Raw genomic sequence first — 19,105 nt, forward strand, 5'->3', positions numbered from 1 at the left:
AGAGGTATGAAATCTTTCATCAGCATCATTTTTTTGAGCATACTTTTGATTTGTAGCGCATGCACTGACGAAAATAAAACAAACAATGGGGGAATAACGGGCTGCTATGATGGTGTACCCCTCACCGTCCGGGCTATAGCAACTGATTTTGAAAATCCTTCCGGCTCCGGGCAACCTTCTACACGTGTAGCCGTAAAAGACGGACATCTTAAAACGGAGTTCATCGACGGTGATTCAATCGGCATTTTCGCCGTGAAAGACGGCGAAATAATAGATAATGTAGATAATACCCCTTTGATTTTCGATACATCAAGCGGAAGTTGGAGCCCGGTTAAGGACGGTAAGACGCTTTATTGGTATGATGGCGTGAGCTACGTTGCATACTATCCATACAAAGAAAATATCACGATAAATACCAATGCCTTAAAAAACATAAATGAGGTTATTGCTTCGCTGACAGAGAATGAAAAACTGCAACCGGCAAAAGACCAGTCCACAGCAGAAAAACATACTGCCAGCGACCTGATGATTGCTATCGGCGTGCTTGATATCAGCAATTCTTCGAAGATAATCCTAAGTTTGCAGTTTCAACATCAGTTTACATTGCTGGTATTGCAGCCACAAGCATACGTAGGTTGTTTCCCACCCAAAGATGCGAGTTTTGTTTACCACAAAGAATCGAGAATTTTAGGTACCGACTCAGCGACTACAAATGTGGCTCTAAACGGTATTACTGCTTACCGGATAGACTCTATGAAATACTGTGCCATTGTTACGCCACAACAAGATGCAAAGATTACCGGAAACTATACGACCACTAATGGCAGAGATAATAAGGAAGCAAAGATAAACTATTCCGGCAGTACTACCACTTTTGCTTCCGGAAAGTGCTATACGCTGAAAGTAATCAGTCCTGTACCCGGCAAAGGCAGTACGGAAAGAGGGCTTTATCCCGGAGATTTTATCTTTCAGAATGATAATGAGAAACGGATAGAGGTACATCCCGGAGATGGGCTGTTGGAAGAAAATGGGAAAATCTTTGATTATGAAAATGCTATCGGAATGGTAATCACTTGCAATCCTGACAAGATGACGGACAAAGGGTGCAGTGATAATGGATGGACACATGCCTATGTAATGAAATTGGATAGTATCGGATTGGGAAGATGGGGACAACCAGGTATAGATGAGGAAATTAAGAATGTACCGAAAACCACCCAAATCAAAGAGTATATGGATGGTTATTCTGATACAAAAACAATAATTGAAGCGTATGGAAACGGTAGCAATTTCAAAAGTATATACACTGCTTTTTATATCATCCAGCAACTTCAGGAGAAAGAGCAGGATAAGATACCTCAAAAAGATGGTCTGCCAATTCGTAGTCCGTGGTTTCTTCCGAGTATTGGTCAGTTGATAGACTTGCTGGTAAATATATGCGACTATGACCCGACAGCGTATGGCTGGGATAATTATTATGACGGCTACGGGCAGATAACGCTGGATGCATATAATGCCCAGTTGGCTAAGGTGGATAAGAAGTCAAATCATCTACACGAATCTCGGCGAATTTTGACAAGTAGTACTGAATATAGTAATAATGCCAATTGGATTCTTATTTGGGGATTTTTAAAAGAAGAGGGGGAAGTGCCATGGGATAGAATTGGTATAAAATTCTTTAATAAAGATGCCTACGCCAACTATTTGATCTATCCCTTTTTCGCTTTTTAGCAACGCTTAAAAAAGAAGTTGGTACATAAATGATAATTTATAAGCTTACTCACCGCACTTACTTATGTACCAACTTATTTTTTAAGCGTTACTTAGGTAGAAAGTTTTGTTAGAAAATACAGTTTTGGACAAATACAAAAAAGACCGTTCTCATTGAGACGGTCTTTCAATTCTTTCAGTAAGCGTGCTTATTATTTAGCAGCTTCCAAAGATGCTTTACGGAATGCTTTCATTGATTTTTCGATTTCCAAAGAAGCCTTACGTGCACGAGTACCGGCAGCTTTGTTACCATTTTCAATCTGAGCTTTTGCATCTTTCTCGAATGCTGCATACAATTCAGCAACTTTTTCAACTAATTCTTTCATAATCCTTTTCTTATTAATATTACTTCGTTAATAATGTCTGGCAAAAATACACTCTTTCTTGAAATAAATGCAGAAAAACAATATTTTTTTTGAAATAATCCGCAAAAATTATACAAAAAGGCGTCCTCTGGCGTTTTTTACCTACTTTTGCAGGCATGAAACCCCTTACAGATACGGAATACATACACATGCTCATAGCTGAAGGTGAACACCAAAGGCAGGATTTTAAGTTTGAAATTTCCGATGCCCGTAAGATCGCAAAAACGCTCTCCGCCTTTGCCAATACGGACGGCGGGCGATTGCTGATCGGGGTAAAAGATAACGGAAAGATCGCCGGAGTTCGCTCTGACGAGGAACAATATATGATAGAGGCGGCAGCGCAAATGTACTGTCAGCCGGAAGTGGATTATAACATGCAGACCTTTCAGGCGGAAGGGCGCAGCGTGCTGGTAGTGCAGATTGAAGAAAGTCTGCAAAAACCTGTATATGCCAAGGATGAAACAGGAAAACCATTGGCATATCTGCGCATCAAAGATGAGAATATACTTGCCACACCGGTACATCTGCGTGTATGGCAGCAAAGTGGCAGTCCACGGGGAGAACTGATAACTTATACTGAGCGCGAACAGTTGTTGCTTGACTTGTTGGAAGAAAATGATAGTCTATCGCTGAACAGGTATTGTAGGCTGGCACACCTTTCCCGACGTGCAGCGGAACATTTACTTGCCAAGTTCATCCGGTTTGATATTGTAGAACCGGTATTTGAAGGTCATAAGTTTCACTTCAGGTTAAAGTAAATGGTCATTCTTCAATCCAGACTTTTACTTTTTGGGTATGAGGAAAAAGTTGTTTACAGAAAAACAAAAGCCAAAAACAGTTGTTATTTTAGGGTACCTCAGTATGATACTTAGGGTATCTCAGTATGATACTTAGGGTATCTCAGTATGATACTTAGGGTACCTCAGTTGCAGTCTTAGAACACCCCAACACAACACAATAATATTCAATCAGTTACAAAATATATCTTTTGCGACCTTTATAATCAATAAATTCAGACAGAAGAACCGACAGTTTATCATTAAACAAATAAATATTAAACAATATAGCATGAATATAATCAATTCAATCAACGATATTCTCTGGACCTATATCCTTATCGCTCTGCTTTTGGGGTGTGCCTTTTGGTTCACCCTGAAAACCCGCTTCGTACAGTTCCGCATGATAGGTGAAATGGTACGTTTACTGGGTGATTCGGCAATTACGAACGGAAAGCCGGGTGAAAAGCATATCTCTTCATTTCAGGCATTTGCCATCTCCATTGCCAGCCGCGTAGGTACGGGCAATCTGGCGGGTGTGGCCACCGCCATCGCTGTAGGCGGACCGGGAGCTGTGTTCTGGATGTGGGTCATCGCCCTGTTTGGTGCTGCCAGTTCATTCGTAGAGTCCACACTGGCACAATTATATAAGGTGAGAGGCAAAGACTCTTTCATTGGCGGTCCCGCCTATTATATGCGGAAAGGATTGAAAAAACCGTGGATGGGTACTGTGTTTGCCGTACTCATTACGATAACTTTCGGCTTCGCTTTCAACTCCGTGCAAAGCAATACACTGTGTGCAGCTTTTGAACATGCGTTCGGTTTCGATCACGCCATTGTAGGAGGGCTTATTACCATAGCTACGCTGCTTATTATCTTTGGTGGTGTACAGCGCATTGCTAAAGTGAGCAGTATCATTGTCCCCATCATGGCATTGGGATATATTGCTTTGGCACTGATTATTGTAGCTATTAATATCACTGAACTTCCTGCCGTTATCAAACTCATCGTCAGTCATGCCTTCGGCTGGCAACAGGCATTGGGTGGCGGCGTAGGCATTGCATTGATGCAGGGAATCAAGCGGGGGCTGTTCAGCAATGAAGCCGGTATGGGTTCCGCTCCCAATGTGGCAGCCACCGCACACGTCACACATCCCGTAAAGCAGGGGCTGATACAGACGTTGGGCGTCTTCACCGATACATTGATTATATGTACCTGCACCGCGTTCATTATACTTTTCAGCGGTGCGCCACTGGACGGCTCTACCAACGGGGTACAACTTACGCAACAAGCATTGACGAACGAGATTGGTTCAGCAGGAAGCATTTTTGTTGCTATTGCTTTGTTCTTCTTCGCCTTCAGCAGCATTCTGGGTAATTATTATTATGGAGAAGCCAATGTACGTTATCTTACCCGTAAGAAATGGATATTGAACATTTACCGTATCCTAGTAGGTGGTATGGTGCTGTTTGGTGCACTCGCTGCACTGGATGTGGCCTGGAGTCTGGCAGATGTCACCATGGGATTGATGGCGCTCTGCAACCTGATTGCCATCAGTCTGCTCGGTAAATACGCTTTCAAACTACTGGAAGACTACCGTGCACAGAAACAAGCGGGTATCAAAGACCCTGTTTTCACAAAAGACCACCTCAAAGAGATAGAAAATGATGTGGAGTGCTGGTAGGAAATTTATGATTTATACGAATCAGTAGTTGAAACAGATTCATAACGGCACAATAATGAGCTAAATGATAATTTATCGGGCTGAATTTTAAGCCTGAAAGGCTTGCATTATATAGCGTAGGGCATCGCCCTACGTAATATACATCCCCATTTTTGAGCCCTGAAAGGGCGAGATAAAGCGTGTATGCTTGATTGCGCCCTTTCAGGGCTTAAATAGAGATATACATAATCACGTAGGGCGTTGCCCTACGCTATGTAATCTCAGGCTTTCAGCCTTATAAAATCCGCGTTCGTCCGCCTTGTCCGCGTATCAATTTAGCTCATAACCATATAAGAAGGAGTTAATTTCAACTCCTGATTCACATGATTTATACAATTGTTGGTGTAAATCAACTTATTTCGTACTTTTGCAACCGCAATTGCCCCGGCAATTATAAATCATAAATCATAAAACATAAATCAGATGGGTATATTTGCCAAACTATTTAAAAAGAATTCCGAGGGTACTTCCTCCAAAAACGTGGAAGATTTCGTGTCACTGACACGCGTTTATTTCCAGTCCGTGATTGCCGCTAATCTGGGCATTACGAACATTCGTTTCGTACCGGATGTAGCCAACTTCAAACGCCTGTTCAAAATACCGACTCAAGGCGGACGATTGGGACAAGCCGAAAAGACAGCTTCACGCAAAATGCTGATGCAGGACTATGGGCTGAGTGAAAACTTCTTCAAGGAAATCGATACTTCCGTAAAGAAACATTGCCGCACGCAGAATGATGTGCAGGCATACTTGTTTATGTATCAAGGCTTCTCACAAGACCTGATGATGTTGATGGGCAACTTGATGCAATGGAAGTTCCGCGTGCCCTCTGTTTTTAAAGGTGCACTGCGCAGTATGACCGAAAAGACCGTGCATGACGTCTGCACCAAAACCGTATGGAAAAAGGACGATGTACATAAGACGGCTATGGCGGTCCGCCAATATAAAGAGCGTCTGGGATACTCCGAGCAGTGGATGACAGAATACGTGTACAACGTTGTGCTACTGGCTAAAAAAGAACCGAAAAGCAAAGCCACAGAAGAGAAATAAGCCTGAAATATCTATCAGGTAAAAACTGTTATCAAAAGAAAAAGTTTTCTAAAGAAATAATCAATAGAAAGGGCGAGAAATGATTTCCTCGCCTTTTTTTGTTATTTTTATGCAACTTTTTAGCAGGCTTTGCCCGCTAAGCTACAGGCTACAAGCTACCAGTGACAAGCTGCTGCGCTGTGTAAACTCTAAAACTCTGATCAACAGAACTTTTAAGCTATCGAACTTCCGTACTATCGGAGCAAGCCATCAGGCTCTTCAGTCTATCAGGGCATCCCCCAAAAAGGCACGCGTCCCCTGTAGCTTCTAATTCGTTACTTGTAACTTGCAGCTTGTAACTCGTAGCTATTTCAGTATTAATCATTAAAAAACAACTGCTTATGAAACAAAAGAAAATGCTTGCACTCACTTTATCCCAGTTGAAGCAACTTTATCGAAATGAACTTCCCGAAATTGTACGCATCGCCGAACAGAGCGACGGTACGGAAAGCTTCAAGCAAGGCATTTCGGAATTCATTACTAGTCAGGCCGATACGGAAAGTGAAGTCGTCAGGCAAATTCGACTTCTGATTGAATATGACGGACAGGAAGTCCATGAACTTTCTACCGATGAACAAATAACTGTTTCTACCCTGTCACTTCTATACTCGTTTCTTACCGGGAACCTGGAAGAAGATGTGGAAACAGATGTGTTCCTGGATATTTTCCAGCAATTCAAACGCTTACAGCATCTTGCCACCCCACTCCCGGCCCCCCAACGCGTCAAAGCGTGGACCGAGCGTTGGCCCAGCGGACTGGATGAAGACGTGCAGCTGATCCGCGCCAAAAACAAAGAGCGCATTCTGCATGCATTGATACAAAAGATAGAGCACCGTACCTCCGTTTCCCGCTTCCATTTTGAAGAGGGCATCAGCTACGAAGAGAAATACCGCCTCGTCAGCGAATGGTGGAACGACTTCCGTTTCCATCTGGCCATGGCAGCTAAGACTCCCACGGAACTAAACCGTTTCCTGGGCAATTCACTCTCTGCCGAAACCATGTATCTATTGTCTCGTGCCCGGAAGAAAGGAATGCCTTTCTTCGTTACACCTTACTACCTCCACTTGTTAAATCCCGGCAGCACAGGATACAACGATGAGTCTCTGCGCAGCTACATCCTCTACTCCCCGCAACTGGTGGAAACTTACGGGCAAATCCGCGCCTGGGAACGTGAAGACGTAGTAGAAGCCGGAAAACCCAATGCGGCCGGCTGGCTCCTGCCCGACGGACACAATATCCACCGTCGTTATCCGGAAGTAGCCATCCTCATTCCCGACACCATGGGACGCGCTTGTGGCGGACTTTGTGCTTCCTGCCAGCGCATGTATGACTTCCAGAGCAAACGACTCAATTTCGAGTTTGACTCCCTGCGTCCTAAAGAAACATGGGAAAAGAAATTACGCCGTCTGATGACTTACTTCGAGGAAGATACCCAATTGCGTGACATCCTCATCACAGGTGGAGATGCCCTCATGAGTCAGAACAAGACACTGAACACAATTCTGGAAGCCGTTTACCGCATGGCTACCCGCAAACGGAAAGCCAATCAGGAACGTCCGGAAGGAGAAAAGTATGCCGAATTACAGCGCATCCGTCTCGGATCACGTTTGCCTGCTTATCTGCCAATGCGTATCAACAATGAATTGGTAGAAATTCTGCGGACTTTCAAGGAGAAAGCATCCGTCATCGGTATCCGCCAGTTCATTATTCAAACGCACTTCCAAACACCACTGGAGGTTACTCCCGAGGCAAAGGAAGGTATTCGCAAATTATTATCGGCAGGCTGGCTGATTACCAACCAACTTGTGTATAACGTAGCTGCCTCACGTCGGGGACATACCACCCGCCTACGCCAGGTACTTAATGAACTGGGAGTTGTCTGTTACTATACATTCTCCGTAAAAGGTTTCGAAGAAAACAATGCTGTCTTTACGCCAAACAGCCGTTCCATGCAGGAACAGCAAGAAGAAAAGCGTTTCGGCAAACTGAATAAAGAAGATGCCTTCAACCTGTCCGCTTCACTCGAAACCGCACTTGATCCTGCGTCCTGCATCCGCCAATTCCTGAAAATACACCATCTTCCGTTCCTTGCTACGGACCGCAGCGTATTGAACCTGCCCGCCATCGGCAAGAGCATGACGTTCAATCTGGTGGGAATGACCGAAGACGGAAAGCGCATCCTTCGTTTCGACCACGACGGAACACGCCGCCACAGCCCGATTATCAATCAGCTAGGACAGGTCTATATTGTAGAGAATAAGTCCATAGCCGCCTACCTGCGACAACTGCGCGCCATGGGAGAAGATGTGGAAGACTATGCAAGTATCTGGAATTATACGGAAGGCAAAACCGAATCACGGTTCAGCCTGTACGAATATCCGGACTTCCCTTTCCGCATCACAGAAAAAATGAGTAATCTGGAAATAGCAGAGTAACTTCCGGAAATAATCTATACTTTTGCATAAGAAAATCACAGAGTCGTCTGAGAAGTCTGAATCATATTCCGGGCTTTTCAGACATTTTTTATCCTAAAAATAGTAAGTATGGAAATCGAACGGCACCCTTTAGAACCCTTTCTTCCCGCTAACGCCCGTTTGCTGATGCTGGGAAGCTTTCCACCTCAAAAGAAAAGGTGGTCGATGGAGTTTTATTATCCGAACTGGAACAATGATATGTGGCGGATTGTAGGACTCCTGTTCTTCAATGATAAGAACCATTTTCTGAACGAAGCGGCAAAAGCTTTCGACAAAGATCGCATTATCCCTTTCCTGCAAGAAAAAGGCATTGCCCTATTTGACACAGCTACCGCCATACGACGGTTGCAAGACAATGCATCCGACAAATTTCTGGAAGTTGTAGAACCTACGGATATCGAGGGGATGCTCCGCCGCTTACCGGAATGTAAAGCTATAGTTACTACAGGTGAGAAAGCAACAGAAACTTTATGCGAACAGTTCTCTCTTAAAAAGCCGAAAGTGGGAGATTTTACAGAGTTTATTTTCGATGGCAGACCTATGCGACTCTATCGGATGCCCTCTTCTTCGCGTGCTTATCCGCTTGCCTTGGAAAAAAAAGCAGCGGCCTACCGCATTATGTATCAGGACTTACAGATGTTATAAGACGAGAGAGCGTTAAAATAATCGCTCATCCCTCTTGCATATTTGAAAGTTTACATTACCTTTGCAGCCGCAAACACGGGAGTAGCTCAGTTGGTAGAGCACTGGTCTCCAAAACCAGGTGTCGGGAGTTCGAGCCTCTCCTCCCGTGCAAGATGAAAATAGCTGCAAGTAAAAACTTGCAGCTATTTTTGTTTACTCCCCCGTCATAAACGAGTATTCAAAGCCTGTCATTTCAAATCTACAGTCTGAGTAAAGCTCTGACCGAAACGATTCGTTGCTACAATCTTCACTGATTTAGCCTTATCCGTAGGACGTACCCGGAATAAGTGCGATGTATGATACCCTGTAGCCTTTCCTTCCTTCATTGTAATATAATCCTGATCCTCATCGTCAAAAGTCTCCATTACGCCCGGTTTCTCAACACCGTCTTCATAGTAGGATAACTTCCATGCCGGATCATAATCCCAGACATTAACCACCAGATACTTAGGCTGGCTCTGAAACTCACCCGGCTTATACACACGAAACTGATAATCGAATGGACGACCGGTAGCCTTATACTGCCAGGAAATGTCATCACCAGTCATATTTACCACCAGATAACCATTGGGAGCACCACAACGATTTACCTGTCCTGCCCACCAGGCACCACAAGCTGCACCAATATTATGCTCATAAATAACGGGAGTCACAATGCGGTTTTCATAGAAATGAGTATGACCGACAAAGATATGCGTATTATAATCTTTTAGTATCTCAAAAAGTTGTTCGGCATTACGAGCATTGGCTCCTCCTCTACCCGTACTGTTAGCCGTAGGAGCATGAAGATTCAATAGTACGGTAGTACTCGGCTTCACATAGCTCAGATCCTTTTTCAACCATTCCAATTGTTCAGGGGTAAACTGCTCCGTATATTTCTTCTTACCTTTATAGTCTATGTCCTTCATCGAAATGATATGTACTTTCCCTACATTAAAAGAATAATCCGTCGGTCCAAAATGGTCACCGAACACCAATTCTCCGTATTCCTCCTTATTCGTAGCAAGGTTCAATGCCGCATATTGCTGATCAAAGTCGTGATTACCAATCACATGATACATAGTTAAGTCCAAACCAGAGATAACCTTCTTATACGAATCATATAAAGGCATAACATCCCAGACGATATCTCCCAGAACCATTCCATAAACTTCCTGCGAAGACAAATGCTTCAATGTTTCCTTCAAATCAACCACAGTTTCCGAAGCAAAGCGATCCAACTGTTCCTCATTTCTTGCCTGCGGATCAGAGATAGCTATAAAGGTAAAATCCTGAACCGGCTGTTCCCTCTTCACCAAGCTGAAATCACAACGATTCTTTTTCTTTTTTGCATCAATCCGGGCATAATAGCCAACAGGTAATGCGTTCTCTACATTAGTTTTGTAGTCTGCCGGAACAGAAAGATAAACGAATTTAGACTGTGCGGGATCAGATACCAACTGATAACGCCCTTTATCATCAGTCTGCGTAAAATTAACGCCATCTGTCACAACAACACCTGCGACAGGTTGTTTCTGCGTATCTGTCACCACACCGCTTACGGCAATCTCTTTTTTAACGGGTTGATCTGCTGCATACCCTCCTGCTGCAAACAAATTCAGCAAAAGCAGCAAGGATAAAGAATGAATTGATTTCATGTTTCTTCTCTTTTTAGAATTTTAATTTCACGGCAAAGTAAGCCCTAAAAAGCAAAAGAAAGATGTCATTCACGTTACATTCCTATAACACTGCCCGATTCATTAACGAATGTCAATCAGTTTATGTGTTTGCAGGCTTAACCGCCATTTAGGATGTTGCATGACGCAAGCCACTGTTTCCGCAGTATTGCTACATGAACAGGGTTGCAGAAAGAAATATTCAGCAGGAAGTAACTCGTAAACACCAATGTCCTGACCTTCGTAAACGACCTTCACCTCATCCATACGGGTAATCCCCAACTTCACCCCTTGTTTGGGAGAACAAGTCACCCAATCAATATTTTGGGGCAATGGGTTCGTTCCATTCGTTTCGATACAGACATACTTTCCCGCCTGGTGCAAACGGTCGATAAAAGCCTCATCAATCCAGAGAGAAGGCTCACCACCCGTCAGGATAACCGTAACAGCCGGATATTTCCGTACTTCGGCAATAATCTCATCATCAGACATCAGCACACCTTCTTCATGCCGTGTATCGCAAAAAGAGCATTTCAGATTGCAACCGGAAAAGCGGATAAAGACAGCAGGCGTACCGGTGTGATAGCCTTCACCCTGCAAGCTATAAAAAATCTCATTAATCTTTCTCATACAAAATATTCGTACCGACTCTCAGTAGGGTCATTCTTCCTCATAAGTGGCTACATTGGATTCAGATTCCTGCACCTCGACTTTAAAGCAAGTAGGTATCTGCTCACAGATCCAGCGGGCTATATTCTCTGCGGTAGGATTGAATGGAAGAACTTCATTCAAATTACGGTGGTCGAGCTTTCCTTTCACCGTTTCTTTGATATGACTGAAATCGACTACCATTCCATCGGCATTGAGTTCCCGGGAACGGCAGTAGACTGTGATAATCCAATTGTGACCATGCAGATCCTCACATTTGCTGCGATAGGAAAGTTTCAGGCTATGAGCAGCTGATATTTCCATGCGTTTGATAACTGTATACATATTCTTGTTAATACGCTAATTAAGAAAATACTTTGTCTATTGTCGCACCTAATGTCACCTCGGCACGGCACAAAAGTACAAAAATTCTAAGGATTACAGTTTAAATCTTCTGCTTTTATTCGTAAACACAAAGTGAATTGGCAACCTTACGCTCCCCTTTATTATCATAAAGTTTATTGTCAGTAAGCTTGTTTACAATTCCATTATCCGGTGCAGAAGTGCTCCAAAGTGTAGCAGAGCCGCCACCATCCAGGTTCAAAGCTTTCTTTGCACCCAATACACGGAGAAGGTGTGTCAATTCAGGAATATTGATACCTTCCGCCTTACCTTCGAAACGGCCCGCAACCGCAATCAGAAACACCGTTCCGTCCTTCATCAGAGCCACGGCACTCCGTGGATGTTTAGTTTGAACGAATGACCGGTTACAAGCAGACAAATCACAAGCTTTTCCATCCAGCAGCATCAACGGACCGGAAACGAGAATACTTCCTTCTTTCTGTTCGCAAATTTTCTCATCCTGTTTCTTCCAGGATATGATGTCCAGTTTCCCTTTATCAATTTTCACGGCACCATTAGATACAGAACTGAGCATACCGGTTGCAGTAGTATCTACCACCACACCGTCTTTCCTCAAATAGCAGATAGAAGTTCCTTGCTTGATATTGAAATAAGAACCGTTAATAGCTGCCACTGCACCGGAACGACGGGCAGCACTACTGGTTTCTTCTTTAGGAGAATGAATTAAAATGTCAAACCGATGTTGTTCCGGTTTGATTTCAAGAATAGCAACATGCTGTGGAACACCATACAAAGAAACGAACTCCGCTTCGCGACAAAGTACACCTTTTCCCATAGAAATTACATTCCAGTGAGCAGTAACAAGTTCTAAAGAGTCTGCGGTAGTCTGTGCCAACACCGCAAATACATTACACAGTATCAGCAATAGCGTGAAGATGGGCTTTCTCAAATCCATGTTTTGACTTTATAAAAAATTCTTCGCAAACATAAGCATTTAAAGCGAATGTCAGATAACAAAGCAAACAGAACTTTCTCCGTAAACAAAAAAAGAGTACTTTTGCAACATGAAAACCCTTTATATAGCACTTGGTACGCTCTCTTTAGCACTTGGCATCTTCGGCATTTTTCTGCCGTTGCTACCCACTACTCCATTTCTGCTACTCACGGCTGCACTCTACTGCAAAAGCTCACCTCGCCTATATAACTGGCTATTGAATCATAAGCATCTCGGCCCTTATATCCGTAACTTTCGTGAAAACAAAGCTATACCCTTGCGCGCAAAGATAGCTTCCATCTCGCTGATGTGGATCACCATGCTGTACTGCGTGTTTTTTATCGTTCCATATATATGGGTAAAAGTAGTACTCCTGATTATTGCAGCAGGAGTAACCTATCATATTCTTTCATTTAAGACGCTGAAGTAGATGCTTATTTAACCGCTCCACCTATCTGCTCAAAAAAGTCCCCCAACCCCTTACGTGCATCAGCCAGTTTATCCTCCCAATGCTTCACGGAGTTTTGTCCTATGATATCCGTCACATACTTCACAGCTATAAAAGGCACGTTCTTGGCACGGCAAACGAATGCTTGCGCAAAAGCTTCCATATCGACCACATCTCCTTTCACATCCGAAAGTTCCGTCAGAAATGTATCGCCCGTATTACAAATGCCTTCTCCTGCCCAATGCATGCAGTATCCCTTCTCTGCCAGCAATGCAGAAGAATCAATCTCATATTCCAAACCCATATCGGCTAACTTCTGCATATCACGGTCTATAAAATGACGGCACACCAGAATATCTCCTACCTGGCAATCAATGCTTCCCGCCGTACCTACGTTGATCACCAAATCCGGCTTTGCCTGATTGAGCACTTCGGAGACATAATAGGCTGACTTCACCTTGCCTACCCCCGTACGAATATAGCCGATATGAACTTCTTCCTCTCCTATCAATCCGGGAAACTTTAACTCCGTAAACTCGCCCTGTACGGCGTAAGTAACTAAAATTTTCATACTGCATCTTTTTATTTTGAGCGAGTAAATGTACAACTTTTTTTTAGAAACTAAAATTCATCCACTGGCGACTTTATCTTTTCGATCTGTCTGATCAAGCAATCCATCTTCCGCCTATTCTTTCTAATCATTATAGGACGTAGAACAAACCAATTAAGGGCAATCCATAAAAACAAAACAGAATACGCTATCAGTCTAAACGTAAAAGATGAATTTAGAGTATATTCATACATATAAAGAAGGATACCGGAGGATAGCAAAATGAAATATAAACTCATTACCTTAGTCTGCATGAAAGTTTCTTTCCCTTTCAGCATAAGCAAATTATTCAGATAATCGATATTCGACTGTTTCTCGTCCAATGACCTATACAAAGAAATTATCTTCCGATTGACCGCCACCACAATACACATCGGCAGGATTCCCACAATGATTCCAATCTTAGTACTCAAGAATTGCGGTTTGAAATAGATCCAGATAAATATCATAAAAAGGATAGTCAACACTAAGACAACATTAAGAAATATCCCCTTTTTAAGACCGTTTTTTCTGAAACGGCTGATCTTATTCAATATTTCAGATTGATCGGCAGCCGGAACAGCCTGCCTGTTCCACAACTCTTTTATATCAATATTACTCTCCATATTCTTTGAATTTTCTTGTTAACTGGGCTTTTATACGATGGATCCTTACGCGGACATTACTCTCCGACAATCCAATGATTTGCGCTATATCCGCTTGCCTGACATCTTCCAGTTCCAGCGAAATGATAATGCGGTCTATCTCCGAAAGTTCTGCAATAAACTTATATAGCAACTGAATCTGCGGCTCAATATCCGTCTTTTCATCTTCAAATATATCGGTAGGAAACTGAGTAGACAAGATTTGCTTCTTCCGTTCCAGCTGACGCAGGCAGTTATTGGTTGCAATACGAAATATCCAGGTATCAATATTGGCTTCATTCCTGAAGGTGGGCAGATATTGCCAAACTTTAATAAAAGTTTCCTGAGCCATGTCCTGAGCTAAGCTGTAGTCATTTACATACCCCATGCATAAGCGGAATATTTTATTCCAGTACCCCCTATATATATCTTCAAATTCCACTTAACGTTCTTTTATAAATTCACAAATTTGATGGATGAACCATTCCTTATCATCAAACATCACAAAATGCAAGCCTTTATCTGCATATCTTATTTGTGCTACTGCCAGATTCTTATATTGATTCTTAATGACCGTATCTATATGTTTGAAATAAGGCTCCAAAAGTATGAGAGAAGGAACAACTATATTCTTTATACATTCCCTTAAATCTGTATTCGAGAAATCACAGAATAGTTTAGCATACGTCTTTCTGTCAGATGCCAATCCCCAGTTTACAATTTCGGCAAATCTCAATGAATCAGTAGTAAGCGTTGCCGCACTCATTCTTTGCATCTGCGCAAATTGTTCCTCATCCATAGCTGTAATCCTGTCAATTAAATCAGTGCAGTCATTATCAGGAGCAGATTTAAAATCAGAAACTGTCAAAGCCATCAGACAAGGCAAGGTATCTACAATCACAATCTTTCCTGTAAGCTCCGGAAATTCGGCCGCAATTGCAAGCACCAGTCCACCTCCCATACTATGCCCCACAAGAATAGGTTTCTCTATCCGCTCCTCTTTGATAAACTTTGCAATCTGCATTTTCCACCTTTTGAATGATGGGCACTCTTCAGGCGCAACACCCGAGAAGCCCGCCATCGTCAGTACATAGCAGGTATAGCTGTCTTCCAGTACGCTGACTGTTTCCGCCCAGACATCACCCGAACATGCAAAACCGGGTATAAATACAACCGCTTGTTTCCCTGTTCCAGATTTTACTACCGAAAAAGGATAATCCTGTGCAAAAATCAAAAGAGATGCTCCCAATAACATTAGGGTCAAAAGTAATCTTTTCATCGCCATATATTCTAAAGTTTTTCCTTTAGATACGGGCCACTCCGGAATGTTACAAGAAAAAGAGAATAGCATCGGAAAACTTCAATCTGATTTCTGTCTATTCTATAAGCTTTTCGGATATATCACCTGTTTGACCATCCAGAAATTAGTAAGAGAAAGCTGATTAGCCTTACGCTTTTGCTCTTCCTCCACTATATAACCTTTCTTTTCAAAGAAAAGGCGGGCTGTTAAACTCACTTCGGATGTAATCCGCATAATCCCATTTGCAATTGCATACTGTTCCATTTCATTCAAAAGCATTGTAGCAATGCCTTCACCCTGAAAATCCTTGTGAACAAACATTGAGTGTAAATAACCCTGGGGAGTGATAGATGAAAAACCTACGATTTCCGACTGTTGATTAACAGCTACAATAAAGTAATGGGTCTTTATCATATCTTCTATATCAGAAAGATTATCCCCACATGATGCCCAGTCTTCAACTTCCGCCTGTGAGTAATCGCGCCTATTTATCGCGAGAACGGTATTCTGAAATAAATTTTTCAGTTCAACAGCATCCGACTGCAAAGCTGCTCTGATTATAAAGTCTGCTTTCATTATTTCATAATATACGTTTTCAGTGCTTCCACATATTCCTCAAAAGCATCTACTCCCTGTGGCGTAATCTTACAGATAGTGCAAGGCATCTTTCCCTTGAACGTCTTCGTCACCTCCACATACCCTGCTTTATTGAGTTTATCAATCTGCACGCTGAGGTTGCCCGCCGTTGCTCCCGTCTGTTGCCGGATAAAGACAAAGTCTGCCTCTTCGACACCAATAAGCAACGACATCACCGCCAGGCGCAGTTCGGAATGCAGTAAGGGGTTCAGTTCTTTAAACATGCTTTCTTTCTATTTTATAGTGCAAAGATAATACATTAAACTCTTCGTTTTGACATTATGTTCAAATAGTGTCCCGGGATGACCATCATGAAGACAAAGGCTAAAGCAAAAAGCAATATCTGGTCAAACTTGTCTATATACAGACAACCCAATGATGCAAATATCCCCAGCACACCACTTACCGTAACCAGTTTCATGTTTATAATCAGTCCGGTTAAAGTAGTTCCCATCCCCATCATTAACAGGATCACAAAAAGTATAGGCAGACTCCAATAAATCATAGATACACATGAAATCAGCAATCCGCATAGCCCGAAAACGCCCCATACATATCCTACTATCCGGTCGATATACGTTTTTGCCATCCTTTGCTTTTTCCTCTGACTATAGATAGTGACCGGGTAAGAAACAGCCGGCATCAGAAGCCATAAAAACTGCCAGTAATAATTGCCGGTTTCCTTCAGGAGATACCAAACCAGCAAAGAAGTCACCACAGTCATGTAGCCCCATACTAAAAAAGGAGTTCCGGCGTTTTTCACCATCTTGAACTTTGTATTCTGTATCATTTGAGTGATGAGTTCTAAACTCTCCTGCTCATTCAATTTCTTATTGTCCATATTCAATACAAATTATTTTAATCATACACATTCCGGATTCTGTCTCTTCTGTCTGCTGCTCAACAAAGCATAAATGGACATGCCCAGCAGAGGCAAGTGATACAATCCAACATAAAACCCGGTATCAGAAGCAAAATTACCCATATTATAACATCCGATAATAACTCCTACCATTGCCGTCACCCGCAACACTACCCTGTTCACTCCCCGTCTGCTTAGTACAAGCAAAGTTAGAAACACAGGAGTCATCGGGCAGAAAGCCAATGCCGAACCGCCATCATACAAATAATGCAACTGAAAATCCGGCAATGCCGTTTTCAGACTCATCGGCCACCACAAACAAAAAAGAGCAACAGGTATCATCCAACCGGTTTTCCAGGTAACATTATCAAAAGAAAACTCATTGTTGCCCTTCCATGCAGCCCACAGCCAGACTAATGCAACGAAACCAATCATTATAACATTCACTGTTACCATGCTGAAACCATGCTGTCCTGTTACAGCCATATTCTGTATCACAGCATAAAGCAGGTAAAAACAACCTGTAATAGCAGTAAAAACTCTGCTAAACTTTCCCTTCCAGACTACAACAGCTATCAAAGCCAGGATCATCACCACCTGAAAATAAAAGCTGTATGAATACATATCCATAATAAAGGCATGCTGCAACGTATAGAATACGATATCTCCCGCTGCCTCAAACCTGAAATCTTTCGTCGCTACAGGCATCAAAATGAATTGTAATACCACCAGCAATGAAAGGAATTTCCAGGAAGTTAAAAAACTCTCCCAACGATTCGCTTTCATGATTGATTCCCTTTCTTTAATATATCACTTTTCCCAATCATATACATTTAGTATTAAATAGAGCATCAAAGCCCAATTACCCGCAAGCATATATATCACCCAAGTTCCCATTTTTTCATTCCGCTAATAGGTAAGACAAAGACAGCAATAACACTAATAGGAAAACGCCCAATACAAAAAACAGTCTTTTCGTTACGGGATACTGTTTAGCCATCAATTTTTTCTTTAATAAGAATGCTTCACCCAAAGCCAATACAGCTAACCAGGCATAACCATAGAATGTGGTAATGTGCCATACGTCCTTCGACTTCATGTATACTGCAAAAAACAGATAGTCGGATAGCAAAGATATTCCTACCGCAATCAAGGCTAACAGAAGAGCTTTCTTCATCAGATTTCCTACTCCACTTTCGCAAACCAGACAAACATATATGCCTACTCCCCAAAAGACGGGATTTACAGTCAGCATCAGAATGATACCCAATTGCGGACTATGACTCCAAGGCACCCATAACACTACATTAGAAAGCCAATACAGGCAAAATACCATTAGTGAGGTAACTGCCAGCCAAAGCAGATTTTTCTTGCGATTTTGCATCATTCGGGTAATAGCCTCTATATTGCCTTCTTCAAACATATCAGCTTTTTCTGCTGTTAACGATTCGGCATTCATCGTTTATTATCCTTTCTTGCACAATAATTCAGGATATGCCCGGGAATAATCAATGCAAAAACAATCACCAATACAAATTCTAACAATGACAAATAGGAAGAAGTCTTATCCAGAATACTGAATAACATATTCAGTCCCAATGCAATTCCAAAAGCAGGGAAACCGGAAAAGAGTGTATAGCGAATTATGCTCCCGGTTATAATGCTACTTAGAGAAATAAGGATTGCGCATATCGGCAGAATTATCTCATAATGATTGGTAAACGTTGCTCCAAGTACAATCGCAATACAAAGTAGCCCCATGATTTGCCACATTTCATTCAAGACCTTATCGCCATACGACTTTGCGAGCTTACGTTGCTTACGTACCAGTATGAAGCTAAAGAGATAACCTAAAACCGGAACTCCCCAAAAGCCCCACATCCAAACTGGATTTCGCGTCCAATAGATTCCTGCAAAAACTACCAACGTAACTATTGCAGAAACATATCCCCATAACAAAAACATATTTCCACTACCCGTATCTAAATTACGTCGGGTATTCTGTATCATTTGAGTGATGAGCTTCAAACTCTCTTGCTCGTTCAATTCTTTGTCTTCCATAATAATGTCTTTCTCTTCCATAAA

At 42.4% G+C, this 19,105-nt stretch carries 22 protein-coding genes and 1 tRNA gene; 8 read left to right on the forward strand and 15 right to left on the reverse strand.

Going from position 1 to position 19,105, the window contains the following annotated elements; genetic code table 11:
- Positions 1-6: 6 nt before the first annotated feature.
- Positions 7-1,731 carry a fimbrillin family protein gene (locus DW036_RS03080; protein ID WP_118461208.1) on the forward strand — a complete coding sequence of 575 codons (1,725 nt, stop codon included), beginning with the start codon at positions 7-9 and terminating at the stop codon, positions 1,729-1,731.
- Positions 1,732-1,922: 191 nt separating this feature from the next.
- Here the strand turns inward: DW036_RS03080 and DW036_RS03085 are convergent, their stop codons facing one another.
- Positions 1,923-2,096 (reverse strand): histone H1, encoded by a 174-nt coding sequence (locus DW036_RS03085; RefSeq protein ID WP_007213067.1) that lies wholly within the window; start codon positions 2,094-2,096, stop codon positions 1,923-1,925.
- Between the two features lie 155 nt (positions 2,097-2,251).
- Here DW036_RS03085 and DW036_RS03090 point away from each other — a divergent pair, with 155 nt between their 5' ends.
- From DW036_RS03090 to DW036_RS03115, 6 genes are all read left to right on the forward strand, one after another.
- Positions 2,252-2,893 (forward strand): helix-turn-helix domain-containing protein, encoded by a 642-nt coding sequence (locus tag DW036_RS03090; protein WP_118461210.1) that lies wholly within the window; start codon positions 2,252-2,254, stop codon positions 2,891-2,893.
- 310 nt (positions 2,894-3,203) lie between these two features.
- Complete coding sequence (locus DW036_RS03095; RefSeq protein WP_118461212.1) at positions 3,204-4,595, forward strand: sodium:alanine symporter family protein; 1,392 nt, start codon at positions 3,204-3,206, stop codon at positions 4,593-4,595.
- 462 nt (positions 4,596-5,057) lie between these two features.
- On the forward strand, positions 5,058-5,684 hold the full coding sequence (locus DW036_RS03100; protein ID WP_118461214.1) for a hypothetical protein: 627 nt from the start codon (positions 5,058-5,060) through the stop codon (positions 5,682-5,684).
- 380 nt (positions 5,685-6,064) lie between these two features.
- Positions 6,065-8,158 carry a KamA family radical SAM protein gene (locus DW036_RS03105; RefSeq protein ID WP_118461216.1) on the forward strand — a complete coding sequence of 698 codons (2,094 nt, stop codon included), beginning with the start codon at positions 6,065-6,067 and terminating at the stop codon, positions 8,156-8,158.
- 108 nt (positions 8,159-8,266) lie between these two features.
- Positions 8,267-8,842, forward strand: coding sequence for a uracil-DNA glycosylase family protein (locus tag DW036_RS03110; RefSeq protein ID WP_118461218.1), 576 nt, complete (start codon positions 8,267-8,269; stop codon positions 8,840-8,842).
- A gap of 75 nt (positions 8,843-8,917) precedes the next feature.
- Positions 8,918-8,990, forward strand: a tRNA-Trp gene (locus DW036_RS03115).
- Between the two features lie 79 nt (positions 8,991-9,069).
- Here DW036_RS03115 and DW036_RS03120 read toward each other — a convergent pair.
- The 4 genes from DW036_RS03120 to DW036_RS03135 all read right to left on the reverse strand — a co-directional run bounded on the left by DW036_RS03120 (position 9,070) and on the right by DW036_RS03135 (position 12,502).
- Positions 9,070-10,518, reverse strand: coding sequence for a calcineurin-like phosphoesterase family protein (locus tag DW036_RS03120; RefSeq protein ID WP_118461220.1), 1,449 nt, complete (start codon positions 10,516-10,518; stop codon positions 9,070-9,072).
- 102 nt (positions 10,519-10,620) lie between these two features.
- Positions 10,621-11,166, reverse strand: coding sequence for a radical SAM protein (locus DW036_RS03125; RefSeq protein WP_118461221.1), 546 nt, complete (start codon positions 11,164-11,166; stop codon positions 10,621-10,623).
- A gap of 30 nt (positions 11,167-11,196) precedes the next feature.
- A complete protein-coding gene (gene queD / locus DW036_RS03130) occupies positions 11,197-11,529 on the reverse strand; it encodes a 6-carboxytetrahydropterin synthase QueD (RefSeq protein ID WP_118461223.1) in 333 nt (110 codons plus the stop codon).
- A 115-nt stretch (positions 11,530-11,644) separates the two neighbouring features.
- Complete coding sequence (locus DW036_RS03135; RefSeq protein ID WP_118461225.1) at positions 11,645-12,502, reverse strand: phosphodiester glycosidase family protein; 858 nt, start codon at positions 12,500-12,502, stop codon at positions 11,645-11,647.
- A gap of 109 nt (positions 12,503-12,611) precedes the next feature.
- Here DW036_RS03135 and DW036_RS03140 point away from each other — a divergent pair, with 109 nt between their 5' ends.
- On the forward strand, positions 12,612-12,971 hold the full coding sequence (locus DW036_RS03140) for a YbaN family protein (RefSeq protein ID WP_118461227.1): 360 nt from the start codon (positions 12,612-12,614) through the stop codon (positions 12,969-12,971).
- Positions 12,972-12,975: 4 nt separating this feature from the next.
- Here the strand turns inward: DW036_RS03140 and DW036_RS03145 are convergent, their stop codons facing one another.
- The 10 genes from DW036_RS03145 to DW036_RS03190 form a co-directional block, all read right to left on the reverse strand.
- A complete protein-coding gene (locus tag DW036_RS03145; RefSeq protein WP_118461228.1) occupies positions 12,976-13,560 on the reverse strand; it encodes a nucleosidase in 585 nt (194 codons plus the stop codon).
- A 50-nt stretch (positions 13,561-13,610) separates the two neighbouring features.
- Positions 13,611-14,204, reverse strand: coding sequence for a hypothetical protein (locus tag DW036_RS03150; protein ID WP_118461230.1), 594 nt, complete (start codon positions 14,202-14,204; stop codon positions 13,611-13,613).
- The gene (locus DW036_RS03155; protein WP_118461232.1) at positions 14,194-14,664 is read right to left on the reverse strand and encodes an RNA polymerase sigma factor; all 471 of its coding nucleotides are present in this window, start codon (positions 14,662-14,664) and stop codon (positions 14,194-14,196) included. Before DW036_RS03155 ends, DW036_RS03150 begins: the two co-directional genes overlap by 11 nt.
- Positions 14,665-15,507 (reverse strand): alpha/beta fold hydrolase, encoded by an 843-nt coding sequence (locus DW036_RS03160; RefSeq protein ID WP_118462001.1) that lies wholly within the window; start codon positions 15,505-15,507, stop codon positions 14,665-14,667.
- Between the two features lie 96 nt (positions 15,508-15,603).
- Positions 15,604-16,098, reverse strand: coding sequence for a GNAT family N-acetyltransferase (locus DW036_RS03165; RefSeq protein ID WP_118461234.1), 495 nt, complete (start codon positions 16,096-16,098; stop codon positions 15,604-15,606).
- Complete coding sequence (locus DW036_RS03170; RefSeq protein ID WP_118461236.1) at positions 16,098-16,382, reverse strand: transcriptional regulator; 285 nt, start codon at positions 16,380-16,382, stop codon at positions 16,098-16,100. The genes DW036_RS03165 and DW036_RS03170 overlap by 1 nt, the downstream gene beginning before the upstream one ends.
- 35 nt (positions 16,383-16,417) lie before the next feature.
- The gene (locus tag DW036_RS03175; protein ID WP_118461237.1) at positions 16,418-16,999 is read right to left on the reverse strand and encodes a hypothetical protein; all 582 of its coding nucleotides are present in this window, start codon (positions 16,997-16,999) and stop codon (positions 16,418-16,420) included.
- A 21-nt stretch (positions 17,000-17,020) separates the two neighbouring features.
- Entirely contained in the window at positions 17,021-17,806 is a 786-nt protein-coding gene (locus DW036_RS03180; protein ID WP_118461239.1) for a hypothetical protein, read from the reverse strand.
- A 115-nt stretch (positions 17,807-17,921) separates the two neighbouring features.
- Entirely contained in the window at positions 17,922-18,479 is a 558-nt protein-coding gene (locus tag DW036_RS03185; protein WP_118461240.1) for a hypothetical protein, read from the reverse strand.
- Entirely contained in the window at positions 18,476-19,102 is a 627-nt protein-coding gene (locus DW036_RS03190) for a hypothetical protein (RefSeq protein WP_007213046.1), read from the reverse strand. The genes DW036_RS03185 and DW036_RS03190 overlap by 4 nt, the downstream gene beginning before the upstream one ends.
- Positions 19,103-19,105 lie beyond the last annotated feature (3 nt).

The organism is Bacteroides sp. AF39-11AC (assembly GCF_003474285.1).
Taxonomy (GTDB): domain Bacteria; phylum Bacteroidota; class Bacteroidia; order Bacteroidales; family Bacteroidaceae; genus Bacteroides.

Bases quoted from the DNA above. Each gene is read 5' to 3' on its own strand.
- DW036_RS03080 (WP_118461208.1), top strand. From the start codon at position 7: ATGAAATCTTTCATCAGCATCATTTTTTTGAGCATACTTTTGATTTGT.
- DW036_RS03190 (WP_007213046.1), bottom strand. From the start codon at position 19,102: ATGGAAGAGAAAGACATTATTATGGAAGACAAAGAATTGAACGAGCAA.
- DW036_RS03100 (WP_118461214.1), top strand. From the start codon at position 5,058: ATGGGTATATTTGCCAAACTATTTAAAAAGAATTCCGAGGGTACTTCC.
- DW036_RS03140 (WP_118461227.1), top strand. From the start codon at position 12,612: ATGAAAACCCTTTATATAGCACTTGGTACGCTCTCTTTAGCACTTGGC.
- DW036_RS03110 (WP_118461218.1), top strand. From the start codon at position 8,267: ATGGAAATCGAACGGCACCCTTTAGAACCCTTTCTTCCCGCTAACGCC.
- DW036_RS03150 (WP_118461230.1), bottom strand. From the start codon at position 14,204: ATGGAGAGTAATATTGATATAAAAGAGTTGTGGAACAGGCAGGCTGTT.
- DW036_RS03085 (WP_007213067.1), bottom strand. From the start codon at position 2,096: ATGAAAGAATTAGTTGAAAAAGTTGCTGAATTGTATGCAGCATTCGAG.
- DW036_RS03090 (WP_118461210.1), top strand. From the start codon at position 2,252: ATGAAACCCCTTACAGATACGGAATACATACACATGCTCATAGCTGAA.
- DW036_RS03160 (WP_118462001.1), bottom strand. From the start codon at position 15,507: ATGGCGATGAAAAGATTACTTTTGACCCTAATGTTATTGGGAGCATCT.
- DW036_RS03145 (WP_118461228.1), bottom strand. From the start codon at position 13,560: ATGAAAATTTTAGTTACTTACGCCGTACAGGGCGAGTTTACGGAGTTA.
- DW036_RS03170 (WP_118461236.1), bottom strand. From the start codon at position 16,382: ATGTTTAAAGAACTGAACCCCTTACTGCATTCCGAACTGCGCCTGGCG.
- DW036_RS03095 (WP_118461212.1), top strand. From the start codon at position 3,204: ATGAATATAATCAATTCAATCAACGATATTCTCTGGACCTATATCCTT.
- DW036_RS03120 (WP_118461220.1), bottom strand. From the start codon at position 10,518: ATGAAATCAATTCATTCTTTATCCTTGCTGCTTTTGCTGAATTTGTTT.
- DW036_RS03125 (WP_118461221.1), bottom strand. From the start codon at position 11,166: ATGAGAAAGATTAATGAGATTTTTTATAGCTTGCAGGGTGAAGGCTAT.
- DW036_RS03185 (WP_118461240.1), bottom strand. From the start codon at position 18,479: ATGAATGCCGAATCGTTAACAGCAGAAAAAGCTGATATGTTTGAAGAA.
- DW036_RS03175 (WP_118461237.1), bottom strand. From the start codon at position 16,999: ATGGACAATAAGAAATTGAATGAGCAGGAGAGTTTAGAACTCATCACT.
- DW036_RS03180 (WP_118461239.1), bottom strand. From the start codon at position 17,806: ATGAAAGCGAATCGTTGGGAGAGTTTTTTAACTTCCTGGAAATTCCTT.
- DW036_RS03135 (WP_118461225.1), bottom strand. From the start codon at position 12,502: ATGGATTTGAGAAAGCCCATCTTCACGCTATTGCTGATACTGTGTAAT.
- queD (WP_118461223.1), bottom strand. From the start codon at position 11,529: ATGTATACAGTTATCAAACGCATGGAAATATCAGCTGCTCATAGCCTG.
- DW036_RS03105 (WP_118461216.1), top strand. From the start codon at position 6,065: ATGAAACAAAAGAAAATGCTTGCACTCACTTTATCCCAGTTGAAGCAA.
- DW036_RS03165 (WP_118461234.1), bottom strand. From the start codon at position 16,098: ATGAAAGCAGACTTTATAATCAGAGCAGCTTTGCAGTCGGATGCTGTT.